16 protein-coding genes and 3 pseudogenes are annotated in these 16,314 nt (G+C 67.8%); 8 read left to right on the forward strand and 11 right to left on the reverse strand.

Annotation, left to right across the window (positions count from 1 at the left end; translation table 11 throughout):
- Positions 1-190 precede the first annotated feature (190 nt).
- The 3 genes from tuf to ASF22_RS19010 all read right to left on the reverse strand — a co-directional run bounded on the left by tuf (position 191) and on the right by ASF22_RS19010 (position 2,661).
- Positions 191-1,381: an elongation factor Tu gene (tuf, locus tag ASF22_RS19000; RefSeq protein ID WP_056171356.1), complete on the reverse strand. Its 1,191-nt coding sequence runs from the start codon at positions 1,379-1,381 to the stop codon at positions 191-193.
- A gap of 259 nt (positions 1,382-1,640) precedes the next feature.
- Entirely contained in the window at positions 1,641-2,102 is a 462-nt protein-coding gene (locus ASF22_RS19005) for a tellurite resistance TerB family protein (protein ID WP_056172274.1), read from the reverse strand.
- 115 nt (positions 2,103-2,217) lie between these two features.
- Positions 2,218-2,661: a DMT family transporter gene (locus tag ASF22_RS19010; protein WP_056172277.1), complete on the reverse strand. Its 444-nt coding sequence runs from the start codon at positions 2,659-2,661 to the stop codon at positions 2,218-2,220.
- A 76-nt stretch (positions 2,662-2,737) separates the two neighbouring features.
- On the opposite strand from ASF22_RS19010, the gene ASF22_RS19015 reads away from it, so the two are divergent.
- Positions 2,738-3,331, forward strand: a complete 594-nt coding sequence (locus ASF22_RS19015; protein ID WP_244473802.1) for a biliverdin-producing heme oxygenase — start codon at positions 2,738-2,740, stop codon at positions 3,329-3,331.
- Between the two features lie 207 nt (positions 3,332-3,538).
- Here ASF22_RS19015 and ASF22_RS19020 read toward each other — a convergent pair whose 3' ends face one another.
- Genes ASF22_RS19020 through ASF22_RS23440 form a run of 4 tightly spaced genes read right to left on the reverse strand, consistent with a single transcriptional unit; the run spans position 3,539 to position 6,190 of the window.
- Entirely contained in the window at positions 3,539-4,621 is a 1,083-nt protein-coding gene (locus ASF22_RS19020; protein WP_056267230.1) for an acyl-CoA dehydrogenase family protein, read from the reverse strand.
- Positions 4,618-5,166 (reverse strand): OsmC family protein, encoded by a 549-nt coding sequence (locus ASF22_RS19025; RefSeq protein ID WP_056167612.1) that lies wholly within the window; start codon positions 5,164-5,166, stop codon positions 4,618-4,620. The genes ASF22_RS19020 and ASF22_RS19025 overlap by 4 nt, the downstream gene beginning before the upstream one ends.
- Positions 5,167-5,177: 11 nt before the next feature.
- Positions 5,178-6,026 carry an ABC transporter permease gene (locus ASF22_RS19030; protein WP_056267232.1) on the reverse strand — a complete coding sequence of 283 codons (849 nt, stop codon included), beginning with the start codon at positions 6,024-6,026 and terminating at the stop codon, positions 5,178-5,180.
- Positions 6,023-6,190: a hypothetical protein gene (locus tag ASF22_RS23440; protein WP_244473032.1), complete on the reverse strand. Its 168-nt coding sequence runs from the start codon at positions 6,188-6,190 to the stop codon at positions 6,023-6,025. Before ASF22_RS23440 ends, ASF22_RS19030 begins: the two co-directional genes overlap by 4 nt.
- 52 nt (positions 6,191-6,242) lie before the next feature.
- Here ASF22_RS23440 and ASF22_RS24235 point away from each other — a divergent pair, with 52 nt between their 5' ends.
- From ASF22_RS24235 to ASF22_RS19045, 6 genes and pseudogenes are all read left to right on the forward strand, one after another.
- A complete protein-coding gene (locus tag ASF22_RS24235; RefSeq protein ID WP_156647873.1) occupies positions 6,243-6,383 on the forward strand; it encodes a hypothetical protein in 141 nt (46 codons plus the stop codon).
- 459 nt (positions 6,384-6,842) lie between these two features.
- Positions 6,843-7,517: pseudogene (locus ASF22_RS23445) on the forward strand (type VI immunity family protein); the annotation flags it as partial.
- A 50-nt stretch (positions 7,518-7,567) separates the two neighbouring features.
- Complete coding sequence (locus ASF22_RS24240; protein WP_156467580.1) at positions 7,568-7,714, forward strand: hypothetical protein; 147 nt, start codon at positions 7,568-7,570, stop codon at positions 7,712-7,714.
- 205 nt (positions 7,715-7,919) lie between these two features.
- Positions 7,920-8,090 (forward strand): annotated as a pseudogene (locus ASF22_RS25060) (integrase core domain-containing protein); the annotation flags it as partial.
- 247 nt (positions 8,091-8,337) lie between these two features.
- Positions 8,338-8,571: a hypothetical protein gene (locus tag ASF22_RS19040; RefSeq protein ID WP_056168643.1), complete on the forward strand. Its 234-nt coding sequence runs from the start codon at positions 8,338-8,340 to the stop codon at positions 8,569-8,571.
- 166 nt (positions 8,572-8,737) lie between these two features.
- Complete coding sequence (locus ASF22_RS19045) at positions 8,738-10,213, forward strand: protein adenylyltransferase SelO (RefSeq protein WP_056267238.1); 1,476 nt, start codon at positions 8,738-8,740, stop codon at positions 10,211-10,213.
- A gap of 19 nt (positions 10,214-10,232) precedes the next feature.
- On the opposite strand, the gene ASF22_RS19050 is transcribed toward ASF22_RS19045, so the two are convergent.
- The 3 genes and pseudogenes from ASF22_RS19050 to ASF22_RS19060 form a co-directional block, all read right to left on the reverse strand.
- On the reverse strand, positions 10,233-11,615 hold the full coding sequence (locus tag ASF22_RS19050) for a carotenoid oxygenase family protein (protein WP_056267241.1): 1,383 nt from the start codon (positions 11,613-11,615) through the stop codon (positions 10,233-10,235).
- A gap of 269 nt (positions 11,616-11,884) precedes the next feature.
- Positions 11,885-13,138, reverse strand: a complete 1,254-nt coding sequence (locus tag ASF22_RS19055) for a glutamate carboxypeptidase (protein ID WP_056267529.1) — start codon at positions 13,136-13,138, stop codon at positions 11,885-11,887.
- A gap of 303 nt (positions 13,139-13,441) precedes the next feature.
- Positions 13,442-14,100: pseudogene (locus ASF22_RS19060) on the reverse strand (SOS response-associated peptidase family protein).
- Here ASF22_RS19060 and ASF22_RS24430 point away from each other — a divergent pair.
- Positions 14,009-14,212 (forward strand): hypothetical protein, encoded by a 204-nt coding sequence (locus tag ASF22_RS24430; RefSeq protein WP_162239590.1) that lies wholly within the window; start codon positions 14,009-14,011, stop codon positions 14,210-14,212. The pseudogene ASF22_RS19060 and the gene ASF22_RS24430 sit on opposite strands and share 92 nt — an antisense overlap.
- Before the next feature lie 632 nt (positions 14,213-14,844).
- On the opposite strand, the gene ASF22_RS19065 is transcribed toward ASF22_RS24430, so the two are convergent.
- A complete protein-coding gene (locus tag ASF22_RS19065) occupies positions 14,845-16,122 on the reverse strand; it encodes an alpha/beta hydrolase domain-containing protein (protein ID WP_244474345.1) in 1,278 nt (425 codons plus the stop codon).
- Between the last annotated feature and the right edge of the window lie 192 nt (positions 16,123-16,314).

Here is a 16,314-nt window from a genome sequence, read left to right on the forward strand (position 1 = left end):
TCCTGGTGGTGTCGGCCGCCGACGGCCCGATGCCGCAGACCCGCGAGCACATCCCCGATGATCGAACGCCTTGAGGCGGATACGAATATTCTGACCGTTCATGACCTAAACCTTGGCGGGGCGATATAGGGGCGGGCGCGAGGACCCGCCCCTCTGTCGTTCCCTGCAGACGTGACCGTGGGACGGAAGACTACTCGTTGATGGCGGCGACGACGCCTGCGCCGACGGTGCGGCCGCCTTCACGGATGGCGAAGCGCAGCTTCTCTTCCATGGCCACCGGCACGATGAGGGTGACGTCCATGGTCACGCTGTCGCCGGGCATCACCATCTCGGTGCCCTCGGGGAGAACGCACACGCCGGTCACGTCCGTGGTGCGGAAGTAGAACTGCGGGCGGTAGTTGGTGAAGAACGGCGTGTGGCGGCCGCCCTCTTCCTTCGTCAGGATGTAGGCCTCGGCCTTGAACTTGGTGTGGGGCTTGACCGAGCCGGGCTTGCACACGACCTGGCCGCGCTCGACGTCCTCGCGCTTGGTGCCGCGCAGGAGCACGCCGACGTTGTCGCCGGCCTGGCCCTGGTCGAGGAGCTTGCGGAACATCTCGACGCCCGTGACCGTCGTGGTCTGGGTGTCGCGGATGCCCACGATCTCCACGGTCTCGCCGACCTTGACGATGCCGCGCTCGACGCGACCCGTCACCACCGTGCCGCGGCCCGAGATCGAGAACACGTCCTCGATGGGCATCAGGAACGGCTTGTCGATCGGACGCTCCGGCTGCGGGATGTAGTCGTCCACGGTCTTCATCAGGGCGATGACGGCGTCGTGGCCGACGGCCTTGTCGCCGTTGTCGAGGGCCACCTTGGCCGAACCCTTGGTGATCGGGATGTCGTCGCCGGGGAAGTCGTACTTGGAGAGGAGCTCGCGCACCTCCATCTCGACGAGCTCGAGGAGCTCCTCGTCGTCGACGAGGTCGACCTTGTTGAGGAACACCACCAGGGCCGGCACGCCGACCTGGCGGGCGAGCAGGATGTGCTCGCGGGTCTGCGGCATCGGGCCGTCGGCGGCCGACACCACCAGGATCGCGCCGTCCATCTGCGCGGCACCCGTGATCATGTTCTTCACGTAGTCGGCGTGGCCCGGGCAATCGACGTGGGCGTAGTGGCGGTTGGCCGTCTCGTACTCGACGTGCGCCGTCGAGATCGTGATGCCGCGCGCCTTCTCCTCCGGCGCCTTGTCGATCTGGTCGTAGGCCGTGAACGTCGCACCGCCCGACTCGGCCAGGACCTTCGTGATCGCCGCCGTCAGCGACGTCTTGCCGTGGTCCACGTGACCGATCGTGCCGATGTTGCAGTGCGGCTTCGTACGAGCGAATTTCTCTTTGGCCATCGTAGATCGCCGCCGTCAGCGACGTCTTGCCGTGGTCCACGTGACCGATCGTGCCGATGTTGCAGTGCGGCTTCGTACGAGCGAATTTCTCTTTGGCCATCGTCTCTTTCCTGCGGCAAGCTCACACGAGCGGGCGCCCGGTCAGTCGCTCGAAAACTTAATCGAGCCGGGCGAAAGACGCGGCTCGCTTAGAGGCTTGCCGTCCTTTGATCAAGGGCTTTGCCGACAATCGTCCCCGGGCCGCCGTGCCGGAGCCCCCTCACCCGATGGAACGCTTGATCGGAGACGCTTCGAGCAGGGCCGCCTTGTCGACGCCCAGCGCTTCGGCGATCTCGTCCAGCGCCGTCGCTTCGAGGGGGGAGATGCCGTCGTGATCGGCGACGTCGGCGGCGATCAGGAAGGCGGCGGCGCGCTCCGTCTCGCCGCGTCCGAGGATGCCGGCGACGCGGCGGAGGTTCTCCGCCCGTCCGGCGCGGGTCCGCGCCCGGGCGATGCCGTCGTAGAGCTCGCTCTCCAGCATCAGGCGGTCGTAGCCCTTCTCGAGGATCGGATTGGCCTGGATGCCGGCGAGCGCCGTGTCGAACTCCTCGCTCGCCACTTCCCCGTCGGCGACGATGACGTTGGCGGCGGCCGAGACCATGGCCTGCATCAGGGCCGTGTCGCCCGCATAGGCGGTGACGGTCTGGCTGAAGCGGGCGACGATGTCCTGAAAGATGTTCATGGGACGCTTCTCATGGGGCCGTGAGGATGGGGCGACCCGCGCTGTACGATTCCGGGGGACCTCGCCGTTTCGCGCCGGGAAGGCAAGGGGTCGTGCGACGCGAGACCGCCGGGTTTCAGAACAGGGCCACGAGGGTGACGCCCAGGACCATCAGCACGCCCCCGACGATCCGCCACGGGCTCGCCGCGTGGACGGCAAAACCGATCCAACCGAAATGATCGAGGACGATGGAGGTGGCGACGCCGGCCGTGACGAGGATCGCCAGGAACGGAGCTGCTCCGATGGCCTGCGCGGCGAAGAACTGCGACAGGACCACGAGGGCACCGAGGCATCCGCCGAACCAAGCCCAGGCCGGCACCTGCGCGGCCTGGGCGAGGCTCGGCAGGCTGAAACGGCCGGAGACGAGGCCGATGAACAGCAGGGTGGTCCCGGTGCCGAGGGCCACCGCGAGCCCGGCGGCGAAGGGCTGGCCGAGGGCCTTGGAGAGGGTGGCGTTCGTGCCGCCCTGGACGGCGTTGGCAATGCCGGCCACAAGCGCGAGACCATAGAGATACCACATCGGGATCACCACTCGGTTCGGGCGGTCACCGCCTGACGGAAGCGACCTCCCGCATATAGGGCAGCGACGGCCGAACATGACCGAAGGGATGGGACGCGAGGACGCGGCGCGCGCGCGGGTGGTCGATCAGGGCCTGCGCGGTCTCCTGCGGCGGGCGACGTCGGACGCGCACCACCGCCTCGATTCCGGCTGGGCCGGCCACGATCTCCAGGAACGCGGAGCCTATGTCGGGTTCCTCGCCGCCATGGCGGCAGCCCTGGTGCCCCTGGAGGCGGACCTCGCCGCGTCGCCTCCCGAAGCGCTGCCCCCGGACTGGCCGGCGCGCCGCCGCACCGACGCGATCCGGGCCGACCTAGCGGCCTTGGGGCATCCCGCCCCGCCTGCGCCGGCGATGTCCCGCGCGCAACCGCCGGCCGAGGTCGCGGGGCTGCTCTACGTTCTCGAGGGCTCGCGTCTCGGGGGCCAGATGCTCCTGCGCCAGGCTCTGGCGAGCCCCGATGCGACGGTTCGGGACAACACCCGCTTCCTTCGGCAGGGCGAGGGTCAGCGCCTGTGGCCGAGCTTCGCCGCATGGCTCGAAACCCGGCCCGCCTCGGATGCCGACGGCGCCGTCGCCGGTGCCCTCAGGGCCTTTTCACTGTTCGAGAATGCCCAGAGCGCCCGGGCCTAGCCGACCCGCTCGTCCGGCGCACTTTCGCACAGGGTGGTCGACGGTGCTGCAGCGCGCACCTGCGACGGACCGGGACCCTCGACAGGGTGAAGCCTTGGCTCCCCGACCGGAACTGGTTCGGCGCGGCGCGCCCGGGGCCAGGACCGGCCGCAGGATGGTGCCGGGTCCGGGCGGCATCGGCCAAGGTCCGGCCGCGAGGCAGGCCCGTCATGCCCTCGCGAGTTCCCGTGTGATGTGCTTCACCGAGGGCGTGACGATGGCCACGAACTGCGCCTCGCGCAGCCGTCGGAAGGGTTCTGAGCCTTCAAGATAGCCGCGCGCGCCGAACTGGAGCATGGTGGCTTGCGCCGCGTCCAGGGCGAGCCAGGACATGTCGAGGCGCAGGCGCAGGGTCTCGCGGAAGGCGCCCGCCGCCGGATCGGCATGGCGTTCGACCGCGTGCACCAGCCGCGTCCACAGGTCGGCCGCCCGCGCGTCGATCCCCTCGGCCCCGAGGGGGAGCGCCGCGCCGTCGCGGCTGCCTCGGGCATCCGCGCGCATCAGCGCGGCGACGCCACGGGCGAGCCCCAGTCCCATGCCGGCCTGGAGCAGCACGAAGCCGTTGCGGATGCGGGGGACGAAGGCCGCGGCGTCGGGGGCGATCACGTCGTCGTCAGGCACGAAGGCGTCGCGGACCATCACCGTGTAGGTCCCGGTGCCCTCAAGCGCCACGAAGCGGGCATTGGCCGCGATGTCGACCCCTTCCTGGCCTGCCGCGAACACGGCCATGACTCGGCGGCCGTCGTCGAGGGCGAAGATGCTGGCGAAGGGGTGACCGGGGCCGAGATTGGAGACCCAGGGCAAGCGCCCGCGCACCCGGTAGCCGCCCGGCACCCGCCGACCCGTGAGGGCGAGGGGCTCGATGCCGGCGAACGCCTTCATCGGATTGGACAGCCCGGTGCCGCCGAGGCGTACGCCGCTGGCGATGCCGGACAGATGGCGGTCGCGGGCAGGTGCGTCGCCGTGGGCGAGGTACCAGACGAGGGCGTCCTGGCACCAGACGCAGAAGGCCGTCGACAGGCAGGCGGACCCCACCAACGCCATCGCTTCCACGGCCGCGATCAGTCCCTCGGGCGTGCCCGGCGCGTGGTGGGCATAGGCACCAGCTGCGCCGAGGCCGCGCAGTACGCCATCCGGATAGAGCCCCCCGTCGATCGCACCTACGAGGGGCCCGAGTTCGTCCCGCACGACGCCGGCGACGTCCCTGGGGGCTTCGGGCAGCGCCGCGGGACGAGCAAGGGCCGCGCTCATCGATTGCGGACGAGGCTGACGGCGACGGGATTTCTGACCGTGTTGAGCACCGGCGACCAATCACCGGCATGGGCCACGAGGTCGTCGAGCTCGGCCTGGCTCGCACCCTCGATGTCGAGGTGCGCGGTCAGGCGCACGGCGGTGAGGCCAACGGCCTTCGACGACAGGTCGCCTGTCCCCCAGACCGAGGTGATGTTGATATCGCCCTCGCTCTCGATCTCGATGCCGCGCACGGTCCAGCCGCGCGCGACCGCGTTGGCCTGGAGGCCAACCGCCACGCAGGTGCCGAGGGCTGCGAGCAGCGCCTCGGTGGGGTTCGGGGCGGTGTCGTCGCCGAGGAGGCCCGGCGGCTCGTCCACCACGTGGGCGTCGAGGTTGCGCACGTAGTTGAGATGGCGGAAGCGCCGACCCTCGGCGATGGTCCGGGCGCGCACGGTGCGAACGGCCGTCGGATCCGCGCGGCCCTTCTCCGACAAGGCGGCTAGGGCATCCCGGTCGATGGTCTCGAAGGTCTGGACGATCTCTTTCACGGAGGCGGACGACATGGGCGTTCCTTTCAGGTCGCGGGAATCCAGCGGGCACGGGCGGCGAGCCGTCCGAGGCCGCTGTCGAGGGCGTAGCCGATCAGTCCGATCAGCAGGACGAGGGCGGCCAGGCGGTCGTACGAGAGGGTGTCGCGCGCATCGTTGATCGCGTAGCCGAGGCCGCTGGTGACCCCGAGATACTCGGCCGGCACGAGGACGATCCAGGCGACGCCGAGCGCCAGGCGCAGGCCGGTGAGGATGTCCTGCAGCACGGCCGGAACCACGATCCGGCGCAGGGTGGCGATCCGGCTGCCGCCGAGGTTTCGCGCGAGGGTGAGCCAGACCGGATCGATCCGCTTCACGCCGGCCGCGGTCGAGAACAGGATCGGCCAAATTGCGGCGGCTGCGATGAGGAACACGATGGCGCCCTCCCAGGTCGGGAAGGCCAGCACCGCCACCGGCATCCAGGCCAGCGGCGAGACCATGCGCAGGAGCTGGAAGGGAGGCTGCAGGGCGCGTTCGGCGAGCGGCGAGGCCCCGATGAGCAATCCGAACGGCACCCCGAGCGCGAAGGCGTAGGCGAGGCCTTGGCCTATCCGGGCAAGGCTCGGCAGCGCGGCCCGCCAGGCCTCGCCGGAGGTGAGAAGATCGGCGAACGACGCGAGGGCCGGGCCGGGAGCGAAGCCCGCGAAGGCGGTATAGGCCGGATCGTTCGCGAGGAGATGGCTGGCCGCGAACCACAGCACCAGGAGGGCGCCGACACCGAGGAGCGGCGCTGTCCGATTCAGCAGGCCGGCAAGGAACCGGCCCTCCGGCCAGGCGCGCGATGACGTGGGGCCGCCGATGTCCGATGAAGCGGTCTTCAGGAGGCCCGCGGTCATAGCGACAGCGTCTCGGTGCGGTCGGGGCCGGACCCGGGGAACGCATCGGGGAAACGCTTGAGGGATGCGGCCACGAAGCGGTCGTCGACGAGGTCGCGAGCGACGAAATCCGGATCGAGCCCGTTCAGGAAGGTGGCGTCGCCCTCCACCACGGTCCGGCCCATGGCTTCGACGATCAGGCGGGTCGCGGAGGGATAGGGCTAGGGCTGGAAATCGATGCGGCTCGCCCCCGACCCGATCGTCGACTACGGCGACCATTTCGACGGCTACGCGTCCTCGGTGCGGCTCACTGCGCAGCCGGACCTCGCGGGGCATGCCCTCGACGGTTCCGGTGGTGCGCGGGGCTCCTTGGCCTGACGTGTCGTGGTGGCAGGGCGGGCGCCTGAGCGAACTCTGGGAAATGAAGTTCCCAAGGGCCGGAGGTGGTGTTGATAGCAGAACGGATGCTCAGGAGTGGGTCTATTACAAATATATTGCAAAATACCAAAGCCAGCCTGGTGGAAATTGGTCAAAGTCAAAGAAATAGATGTTTCAGAAGATTGTAATTGCGGCAACATAAACAAAGTAACAGAAAATCGACAGAAGTCCCAGATTATATTCGTTGGCAAAGCAGGCGCGACCATTCTCAAATAGAAACACAACTGGTTTATCGGTCAAAAAAATTCAATAAAATCGTTTCACGTGTAGGCGGAATGGTATCGTTATATTTTCTGGATGGACACAGGCCCGACCAGCGGCAAAAAATTTCATTTATATTAGGGAATACATAGAAATATTTGAAAAAGGCTTACTCATTTCAAGGAGGCTGGAAGTCGTTCGTATAAAGAGTTGGATCCTGTCGAACTTAGAAAATATTGTAGAAAATTTATAAATTCTGGAAACACAGAGGATTTTTACTGCTCAATTATCAATTTTGATTCCCGTGAAGAAGACGATCCTTCCCTCTGGAGAGGAATCGCATTTGGCTTCGATCAAGAAAATACTACTCGCCGGCTGTCAGGTATCAAGTTTCATTTTCCGCCTTCGTTCATCCTAGACGATCCGGATCGTTTCGTCAGTCTCATCTGCGACTGGGCCGGAAGATTGGGGGTCTTACATGGCTCTGGAGGACTTGGAGTCTTAACCGAGCCGGGTCGTGAGACGGTTGGCAAGGTCTACTACTATCCCCTGATGCAGCGCTATCCCGCCCTCGAATACGACGCGATGGGCGACTACTGGTCAGAGACGCGGTTCGGCGGCTACGAGGTGCCTCGCGCCTCGAACTGGCTCACGCTGCTGGGGGACGCCAACATCGCCCGGCTCGGCGGAGAGGACGCTATCCGAAGCCAGCTCACCCCCGAGTTGAGCTTGGCGCCCTATGCGGGCGGTGTGCTGATCCGGGCCGGGCAGGCGCCGGTCGTGGACAGCAACGGCATCCGATCCGCTTTGAAGGATACGAGTACGGTATCATCGAAGTTCCGGAAGAGAAGGACGATCTCGAAGAGACGATGAAGTGGGTCCGCCGTTTCGACTGACGGTCGAACGGGCGCGAGGGACAGAGGATGTCGCGTCCCGATCCCTGGACCACGAATCGCCCGCTGGAGGGCGGCCGGGTGTTCCTCACTTGGCGCGCCGGCTTCCCCTGGGCCGAGAGCCTGTCGCTGTCGATCCTGGAGGCCAGCGCGAGGCCCCATGAGACGGCGCTATGAGCGACGGTCCGCCCTCGACCACGCTGGGGACGATCTCGGTCTATGGCTCGGGGCCGGTCTCCAACTCTGCCCTCTCTCAGGAGATGGGGGTGCCATCAAACGCGCTCCTGACGACAACGGCATCCAGTTCGCCGAGCTGCTCAGGAACCGTCGCGGCCCGACCGCTCTTTACCGCGTCAACCGCTTCGATCGGATCGGCCGGACGCACAACATCGAACATCGGCTCACGAAGCCAAATCACGCGTGGACCAGTGGCTAGGTCGAGCGCATGAACCGAACCCTCAAGGAAGCGACGGTCAAGCACTGCCACTTCGACAGCCACGATCAGCTGCGGGACCACTTCGCCGCCTCTCTGAATGCCTACAACTTCGCTCGATTGCCCATGTGATGCGAGGCCAGCGTGCCCACCACCATTCCATCCTGGCGCGAGGGTGAGGCGAAAGCCTCGCCGTTCTTCGTTTCGGATGTCGCGAACGGCGATTTCGTATTCCGATCAAGCATCCCCAATCATTGATTTTATCGATAACAGCTATCGATCCTATCTGTTTGAATGATGGTGCAGTGCGAAGCATATTCCTCTCATGAACCGGGGCAGGCCCCGGACCACCAGAGGAATCGACATCATGACCGTTCGTACCTTCGTCCTTGCTGCCTTCGTGTCCGTCACTCTGGCGCCCGTGACTCTGGCGGGCACCGCGATGGCCGACGAGCGCATCAACATCACCCCGACGCTCTACCGTGAGCAGGCGCGTGCCACCGCCGCGGTGCGGCCGGCTTCCGAGCTGACGACCACGCCCTCGCTGACCCCGCGGGCGCCGACGGCCCGGCGCGTCGTCGCTGACGCCTCGGCCCGTTGAAGCAGCCTCGTGCCTCGTGGTTCTGGAACACTTCGATCACAGCGTAACGGCGGGGCGAAAGTCCCGCCGTTTTGGCGTCGCGGCTGCGTTTTTGTGTCCTGCACGACGTCCCAAAGAACGGCGGAAGACGCTTGTCCGTCGACGTGGTCGCCCATAACTCCCGACCATGACTGCGATCCCGTTCGACAACAGCTACGTCCGCTTGCCGGACCGCTTCTTCGCCCGCCGTGCCCCGACGCCCGTCGCGGCCCCGCGCCTGATCCACTTGAACCGCGCGCTGGCGGCGAACCTCGGCATCGATCCGGATTGGCTCGCGGGTCCCGACGGGGTGGCGATGCTTGCCGGAAACAGCGTCCCGGAGGGCGCCGCCCCGATCGCGACGGCCTATGCCGGGCACCAGTTCGGCAACTTCGTGCCGCAGCTCGGCGATGGGCGCGCCGTCCTGCTCGGCGAGGTCGTCGACCGTGACGGGCGCCGCCGCGACATCCAGCTCAAGGGTGCCGGCCCGACCCCGTTCTCCCGCCGCGGCGACGGGCGGGCGGCGCTCGGGCCGGTGTTGCGCGAGTACCTCGTGAGCGAGGCCATGGCTGCGCTCGGGATCCCCACCACCCGGGCGCTGGCGGCGGTCGCCACCGGTGAGCGCGTCGTGCGCGAGACCCGGCTGCCCGGGGCGGTGCTCGCCCGCGTGGCGGCCAGCCACATCCGGGTCGGCACCTTCCAATACTTCGCCGCCCGCGGCGACACGGAGGCGGTGCGGGCGCTCGCCGACCACGCCCTTGCCCGGCACTATCCCGAGGCGTCCTCCGCGGGGCACCCCTATCGGGCGCTGCTCGACGGCGTCGTCGCCCGCCAAGCGGACCTCGTGGCGGCGTGGCTCCTGGTCGGCTTCGTCCATGGGGTGATGAACACCGACAACATGTCGGTGGCCGGCGAGACCATCGACTACGGCCCCTGCGCCTTCCTCGACGCCTACGACCCGCGCACGCGCTTCAGCTCGATCGATGCGCATGGGCGCTACGCCTACGGCCAGCAACCGGGGATCGCCCTGTGGAACCTGACCCGCTTGGCCGAGACCTTGCTGCCGCTCCTCGCCGATGACGAGGCGGCGGCGGTGGAGACGGCCGAGGCGGCGCTGGGTGGGTTCGGCCCGCGCTTCGAGGCCGCTTATCACGGGGGTCTCGCCCGCAAGCTCGGACTGTCCGGGGACCGGGACGGCGACACCGCCCTCACGGACGATCTGCTGGAGCGGATGGCGGCGAACCGAGCGGACTTCACCCTGACCTTCCGCCGCTTGTGCGACGCGGCCGAGCGACCGGAAGCGGACGCCGGAGTGCGCGACCTGTTCGTCGACCCGACCGCGTACGACGCCTGGGCGGTGCGCTGGCGGGGCCGGCTGGCGGCGGAAGGACGAACCCCCGCAGCGACGGCGACGGCGATGCGCGCGGTCAATCCGGCCTTCATCCCACGCAACCACAACGTCGAGGCGATGGTCGCGGCTGCGGTCGAGCACGACGACTTCGGCCCGTTCGAGGAGCTGTCGGCGGTGCTGGCGCGGCCCTACGACGACCAGCCTGCCCACGCCCGCTACGCCGACGCCCCCGAGGGCGGCGGCGCGGACTACCTTACGTTCTGCGGGACGTGACCGCGCGCCGCCGTCCGAATCATCCGGCCCTCGGACTCGGAAACCAGTTCCCGTGGAAGCCCGGCGGGATCCGGTGCCCGAGGTGGACCGTGGCGACGGGCGGTGCCTCGAACGCGCGCGCATCGAGGACGGTGAAGTCCGTCGTGTCGCTTGCCGTGTCGATGACGAGGCCAACGAGCCAGCCCTCGTCCTCGGCGGCCTCCGGCCTCGCCGGCACGAATACGAACTCCCCCGGGACGCGGTCGGTGCCGAACTCGTGCACGCGCCGCTCCCCCGTCGCCAAGTCGTGCTTGTAGATCTGCGTCGCGCCAACGAGCTGCGTGTTGCCGTCGGCCGGGACTGAGCCCGTATAGACGTACCGGTGGGGCCGCCCGAAGCGGCGTTCGTCGATCCGGGGGAACTCCTGCGCCGCGGGGTCGATCACCCGCCGGTCGACCCGCCCCGTCGCGGGGTCGGCGGTCCAGCGCTCTAGCCGGCCCGGCGCGTCGAGGCCGCCGCCGGCCGAGTCGAACACCCTGTCGTAAGCGACGACGTCGAGGACCACCCGCCCGTCGTCGTCGTAGGCATTGGCGACGTGGAAGACGAAACACGGCGAGACCGCGCACCAGACGATGTCGGCGGCGGTGCCGTGGCGACGGAGCAGGCCGACGCGGGCGCGGTGGGCGGGGTTCCAGCGAAACGGGAAGCGGTGCCCGGCCAGCACCGCCCGCATGGAGAAGGTGACGGGCAGGTCCAGCACGACCACGAAGCGCGCCGTGATCGCGCAGTCGTGGATGCACGGGCCGTGGTCGACCGGGATCGACACGTCGCGCACGACCCGGCCGCCGGGCGAGAGGACGACGTGGCGCACGCTGTCCCAGACGCGGCCGTCATAGGCGATTGCGTGGAGCTCTCCGGTCTCCGGGTCGCGGTGCGGGTGACCGCTGAAGGAGCCGATGAGCGTACCGTCGAACGGATCGTAGCGCTGCGTCTCGAGGTCCTCGGATAGCGCAACGGGGTAGCTGCCGGCCTCCACCACGGCGAAGGCGCGGCCGCCGATCTCGACGACGTTGGTGTTGACGGTGTCGTCGCCACGGCGCGGCCCTGGAGCAGCGGGCCGGCCGAGCGCTGCGGACGCCGCGCGCGAACCGATCCATCGGTTTCGGTACCACAGCGCCTTGCCGCCCTCGATGCATAAGCCGTGCACCATGCCGTCGCCCAGGAACCAGTCGTGGCCGCGCGTCGTCGGGCGGGCGGGGTTGGCACCCATCTTGAGGTAGCGCCCGTCGAGCCCTGCCGGGATCGTTCCGGTCACGGGTAGATCCAGCAGCGTCAGTTCCTCACGCATCCGGTTGCAGGCTGCCACCAGCGCGACGAGGCCCTCGGCGGCGGTGCGCAGGATCGACTCGACAGGATTCGGCATCGGTTGCGGTCTCGGGGAGATGCGTTCGGACCGAAATGGCCAGCTGTGGTCGTCGCGGCAACAGCCGTCGCCGTCGTTCCGATCATGCTCCCCTCGTCACCGCACCTTGCAGGACGATGACGCCTGTCCGAATGTAGGATGCTGCATACCAGGGCTTGGTCCCGCCGAGGGCCTCGCGCCAAGGCCCCTCTGCCAACGAGCTCGCTCCTCCGTGAACCTCGATCGCCTTTGCGCTGAGCCGGTGAGCACTTCGATCGCGACATCCCAGATTAACGGCCAGCGTCCTTTGAAACCTCCATCAGGAGGCGGGTCGCGAGGTAGAGCCGCGGCGTGATGCTGGCGAGGACCGCGAATTCGTCGGCGCTGTGATAGTGCCCGCCGACGATGCCGAGTGACTCGATGATGGCGGGTTTTGTCGGGCTATCGAGTTGGAAAGCATAGCCCGCATCGGTACCGCCACCGATCTCGGCGAGGGAAAGATCGGCGCCCAACTCTGCGTAGATGGTCCGCGCGCGTTCGCCGAGCGCCTGGGTCGCCGGGTTTCGGGGCAGCGGTGGGCGGCCTTTGGCGAGATCGAAGGTGACCTGCGTGTCGGGAACGCGGTGGGCGCCGATGATCCTGCGTGCCGTCGTCAGCACTCGGTCGTACTCGCTTGGTACGAAGTAGCGCATGTCGCCCTCCGCCTTCGCCTCCTCCGGGATGATGTTCGGCTTGGTACCGCCATGAAACACGGTCCAGTGCAGGCTGGTCCCCTTCGCCGGGTCGCCGAGATCCTGAAGCTGGAGGATCTGGTGGGCGAGCTCGACGACCGCGTTGCGGCCCGCTTCCGGCGCCCCGCCGGCATGGGCGGCGCGACCTTTCACGGTGAGGCTCGCGTAGTTGATGCCCTTGGTCGCCACGGTGACGGCGTCGACGCCGGCCTCGGCGAAGGACGGTTCGAAGGACAGAACCACGTCCTGATCACGGGCGATTTTCGTGATTTCGTCGCGCGACCCGCGTGAGCCGCGTTCCTCGTCGGGGTTGAGCACCACCGTGAGGGTGCCGTACCCATCGAAACGCAGCGCTTCCAGTCCGGCGAGGACATGCAGGATCATTGCGATGCCGCCCTTCGCATCGGCGACGCCGGGGCCATACGCGCTGCCGTCGCGCTCCGTATAGGGGCGCTTGGCGGCGTCACCGGTGCCGAACACGGTGTCGTAGTGCACCAGCAGCATGATCCTGCGCGTGCCCTTGCCCGATCTCGTGCCGATCAAGGTATTGCCGCCGAACACGGGGGCGGCTCGGGTGTCGACCGAGAGGCCCAACGCTTCGAGACGCGCCGTCAGGATCCCCTCTACCTTGGAGAGGCCGGACACGTCGCCGGTTCCGGAATCGACGTCGACCAACCCCTTCAAGGTCTCGCGATACGGACCGTCCTGGGCTTTGGCCACTGCAAGAACGGCATCGTCCGGCGCAGACAGGGCCGGGACGGACGCCAGGGCGATCAACAACGCCAGTGCGAATGAAGAGACGGTTGCGCGCATGACGGTCCTGATCATTGGCGCGTCGACGCAGCGATTCACTGAACGCGCAGGTTACGGATTTCCAAGGCCTTACGTACCAGTGCCCCCAAAATGCCGAGGTCGCAATTCGGCGCCCGGATCATGCGGCTTACACGTGCGGCCGCCCATTCGAGACGGCAGTCGGCGGTGCTGCGGTCGGCGGACACGTTCTCGAATGGATCAAGACTCATTCTCTGCGAGCGGACGCTTGTCGAAACAGCTTCGATGGAGTTCAGCCTGGATCGAAAACAGGCCCTTCGGAGTGTCGAAGGTGCCCCTGCCGGATCACTCCGCCGGATCCCGCCGCGCGCCCTGCGCTACGATCCGCATCTCGGCATCCGGCAGAGGGCGCTGAAGCTCCAGGGCGATCTCCGTGGGGGCGGCGAGCCACGTGCTCCACTCCTCCGGCGTCGTCAGCAGCACCGGTATGGCCTTGGGGTGGACGGGGCCGACGACGCCGTTCGGCTCGCAGGTGAGGAACGAGAACAGGCGGTGGTCTTCCTCGATCCGGTCGGGGTTTTCCGCTTTCGTGCCGCGCACACCGGTCCAGGGGCGCCGGATACCCGCGAAGGCGAACAGCGGGCGCGCGCCGTCGAGGGCGAACCAAGTCGGGGTCTTCTTCGGGTTGGTGTCGGCGTACTCGCTGAAGGACGAGACCGGGACCAGGCAGCGGAACTCGGGCTTTCAGCCAGGGGCGCCAGTGCGGACTCTTCACGTTGCGCACGTTGGTCACGGGATGCTCGCCGAACTGCTTCGGCCCCGGGATGCCCCAGTCGGAACATCTCCATCACGCGCGTGCCGTCCTCCCGCACCCGTACGATGGGCGCGCGCTGATCGGGGAAGATCCCCGGCATGGCCGGCAGGTTGCCGGTGCGATCGACCGAGACGCCGAAGGAGGCCCGTGTCTCGGCCTGTGGCGTCACCAGGGTGCAGCGGTTGCACATCGCTTATCCGCTCTTCGCCACAACCAACAAGCCGAAGCCGACGGCCAGGAAGGTGCGAGAGATCCACGAGAAGACGACAGCGCCGACGCCGTCGTCGATGGCCCGCAGATGAGCGATCTATGCGAACATCGCAGCCCAATACGCAGCCCACAGGCTCAAGACGGAAACAATCCACATCGGCATTGCTTCGGCCGAAGTTTCAGGCCGTAGGCCGGCGCTCGTGACGCCACAGGGCGACAGCCTGGCAACGTGCATCGTAAGCATGTCGGACGGCTGTTCCATCCTCGCCGCGGCCTTCACGCCTGTAGCCGAAGCGGAGAACGCCGTCGGGACCGTAAAGGCGCGTCACCTCCGAGCGCCACGCTCGATCGATCCGGGCGAGAACCGCTTCCGTCTCTACCAATCGGTTCGGATACATCGGCTGCCTCAGATATCGGTGTGCCGAGTCCAACGCGGTCCAGCGTCATCTGCTCCCATACAACGCCGATGAAGTCCGTGCCCGAAATGCGAGTTGGTTTTCCGCCACCGGCTATCGGGAAGACCTTCCCCGGCGCCTAGTTCAGGCGGATCGACGACTCGGTCGAAGGCTGGGAGGTCAACCCTCTTGGGGCGGTGGCAAGCCTGGAAGCCTGCCGTCCCAGCCTGAGAATGGCCGGCCTCAACCAAGTCGAGATCTGCCCGACCGTTCAGTCGTGGCGAGCTCTGCGGGCCGCCACCGCTGCAGTGGGGCTCGGCCTCGACCGGCTAGGGCACTGCTTCCTGCCGTGCCGCTGCGATCAGGCGATCGCCGTCCTCTCGAAGCAAGAGGCGATCCGACACGAGGGCGTCGACGGATTTCGTGACGGCCGCGACGTAGGCGTCCGGATCGGCGTAGCGCTCTTCGATCGAGGGGCGCGGATCCCCGGTCGCCACCCGCTCCGCCCGGGTGCGTGCGAAGGGGAGCTGGCTGCCTTCGCGGTCACAGAGGACACCCGCTGGAAACGGATCGGCATAGAGGTTCCAGCCCGTAAAGGTCGCGCGCGGCGCCGCCACGGCGGGAAGGCGGATGCCTGCCACATCGTTTCCGTCCGCATCGACGCGCGGGACGAGGGGCCGGTACTGCGGCCCGCTCTCGGGCCGCGGATCGACATAGGTGTCGAACCGCGCGAGGGCGTTCGGCGCCGTCGGAACCGGCACTCCGACGAGGAACGGAAAGCCGATGCCGGCGGCCTCGACCAGGGTGCCGTCCGACAAACGGGGGACGCGGCTGTCCGGCGGGGTCTTGCCGGACGTGACCCAGTCCTCGAGGGCTACGAGGAGCACTCGGACCGCCGGGGCCGGGTTGAGGGTGCTGCGCGGGTTGGTGCACGCTCCCTTGGTCGAGGCCAGACCGGCGCGGCCGTAATGAAAGCCGCTCGAGACCAGAAAGGCACGCGCCGTGCCCGGCAGGGGCACGTCGGTGCGGCCGAGGGGATCTGTCGTCAGCAGCGAGGCACCCTTTTGCCAGTACTCGGTGCCGGTGTTCACCTCGATCAGGAGGGGATCGAAGCCGTCGCCGCGTGGGAGCGCGCCGGTTCGTCCCATGACAGGGTCGTGCTGCTGGGCGGCGGAGAACGGGAAGGCGTTCTCCGGGTAGAAGTGGTCCTCGTGTTGCGTGTTGGTGCGCGAGGGCTGGCCGAAGCGGGCATTGAGAAAGATGCCGCCGACTCCCGCGATGTGCGACAGCACGCCGTCGAAGACCCGGCAGCCGGCCTCGTCGCGGTTGAAGCCTTGATGGATGAAGTCGCGCAGGTAGCGCCCGCTCTGCGACACGCCGAGGGCGACGGCATGGCGGATCGCTCCGGCGGCCGGGTTGGCCCCGCCGTCGGCGTCGCCGCGCAGGTAGGCCACCACGTCGCGGGTGGCGGCGAAGCCGATGCCGAGCACCTTCGGTTCCGTGGCCGTGTAGGTGAACTGGTAGATGGATCCCGGGAGCGGCTTCGTACCCTTCGGAAGTAGCTCGAGCTGACGCGGCGTGACGTAGTGCCAGGCCTCGGCCGGCACCGGTCGGGGCGGATCGCTCTCCCGGCGGCGGACGGTGAGCTGCGCGTGCGTCTTGTCCGAGCTGGCCGTCCTGAACGTGAGGTAGAACGGGGCCTCGGCCGGCCCGCGCGTCGCGCTGACGAGCTCGTCGCGGACGGTCTCGACGATGGGTTTGCCGTTCCCGAAACATCACGGCTATGTGAGCTGGGCCCG

The organism is Methylobacterium sp. Leaf87, from assembly GCF_001422775.1.
Classification (GTDB): domain Bacteria; phylum Pseudomonadota; class Alphaproteobacteria; order Rhizobiales; family Beijerinckiaceae; genus Methylobacterium.

Coding starts and splice junctions, on each gene's coding strand:
- tuf (WP_056171356.1), bottom strand. CDS start 1,381: ATGGCCAAAGAGAAATTCGCTCGTACGAAGCCGCACTGCAACATCGGC.
- ASF22_RS19005 (WP_056172274.1), bottom strand. CDS start 2,102: ATGAACATCTTTCAGGACATCGTCGCCCGCTTCAGCCAGACCGTCACC.
- ASF22_RS19010 (WP_056172277.1), bottom strand. CDS start 2,661: ATGTGGTATCTCTATGGTCTCGCGCTTGTGGCCGGCATTGCCAACGCC.
- ASF22_RS19015 (WP_244473802.1), top strand. CDS start 2,738: ATGACCGAAGGGATGGGACGCGAGGACGCGGCGCGCGCGCGGGTGGTC.
- ASF22_RS19020 (WP_056267230.1), bottom strand. CDS start 4,621: ATGAGCGCGGCCCTTGCTCGTCCCGCGGCGCTGCCCGAAGCCCCCAGG.
- ASF22_RS19025 (WP_056167612.1), bottom strand. CDS start 5,166: ATGTCGTCCGCCTCCGTGAAAGAGATCGTCCAGACCTTCGAGACCATC.
- ASF22_RS19030 (WP_056267232.1), bottom strand. CDS start 6,026: ATGACCGCGGGCCTCCTGAAGACCGCTTCATCGGACATCGGCGGCCCC.
- ASF22_RS23440 (WP_244473032.1), bottom strand. CDS start 6,190: ATGGGCCGGACCGTGGTGGAGGGCGACGCCACCTTCCTGAACGGGCTC.
- ASF22_RS24235 (WP_156647873.1), top strand. CDS start 6,243: ATGCGGCTCGCCCCCGACCCGATCGTCGACTACGGCGACCATTTCGAC.
- ASF22_RS24240 (WP_156467580.1), top strand. CDS start 7,568: ATGTCGCGTCCCGATCCCTGGACCACGAATCGCCCGCTGGAGGGCGGC.
- ASF22_RS19040 (WP_056168643.1), top strand. CDS start 8,338: ATGACCGTTCGTACCTTCGTCCTTGCTGCCTTCGTGTCCGTCACTCTG.
- ASF22_RS19045 (WP_056267238.1), top strand. CDS start 8,738: ATGACTGCGATCCCGTTCGACAACAGCTACGTCCGCTTGCCGGACCGC.
- ASF22_RS19050 (WP_056267241.1), bottom strand. CDS start 11,615: ATGCCGAATCCTGTCGAGTCGATCCTGCGCACCGCCGCCGAGGGCCTC.
- ASF22_RS19055 (WP_056267529.1), bottom strand. CDS start 13,138: ATGCGCGCAACCGTCTCTTCATTCGCACTGGCGTTGTTGATCGCCCTG.
- ASF22_RS24430 (WP_162239590.1), top strand. CDS start 14,009: ATGGCCGGCAGGTTGCCGGTGCGATCGACCGAGACGCCGAAGGAGGCC.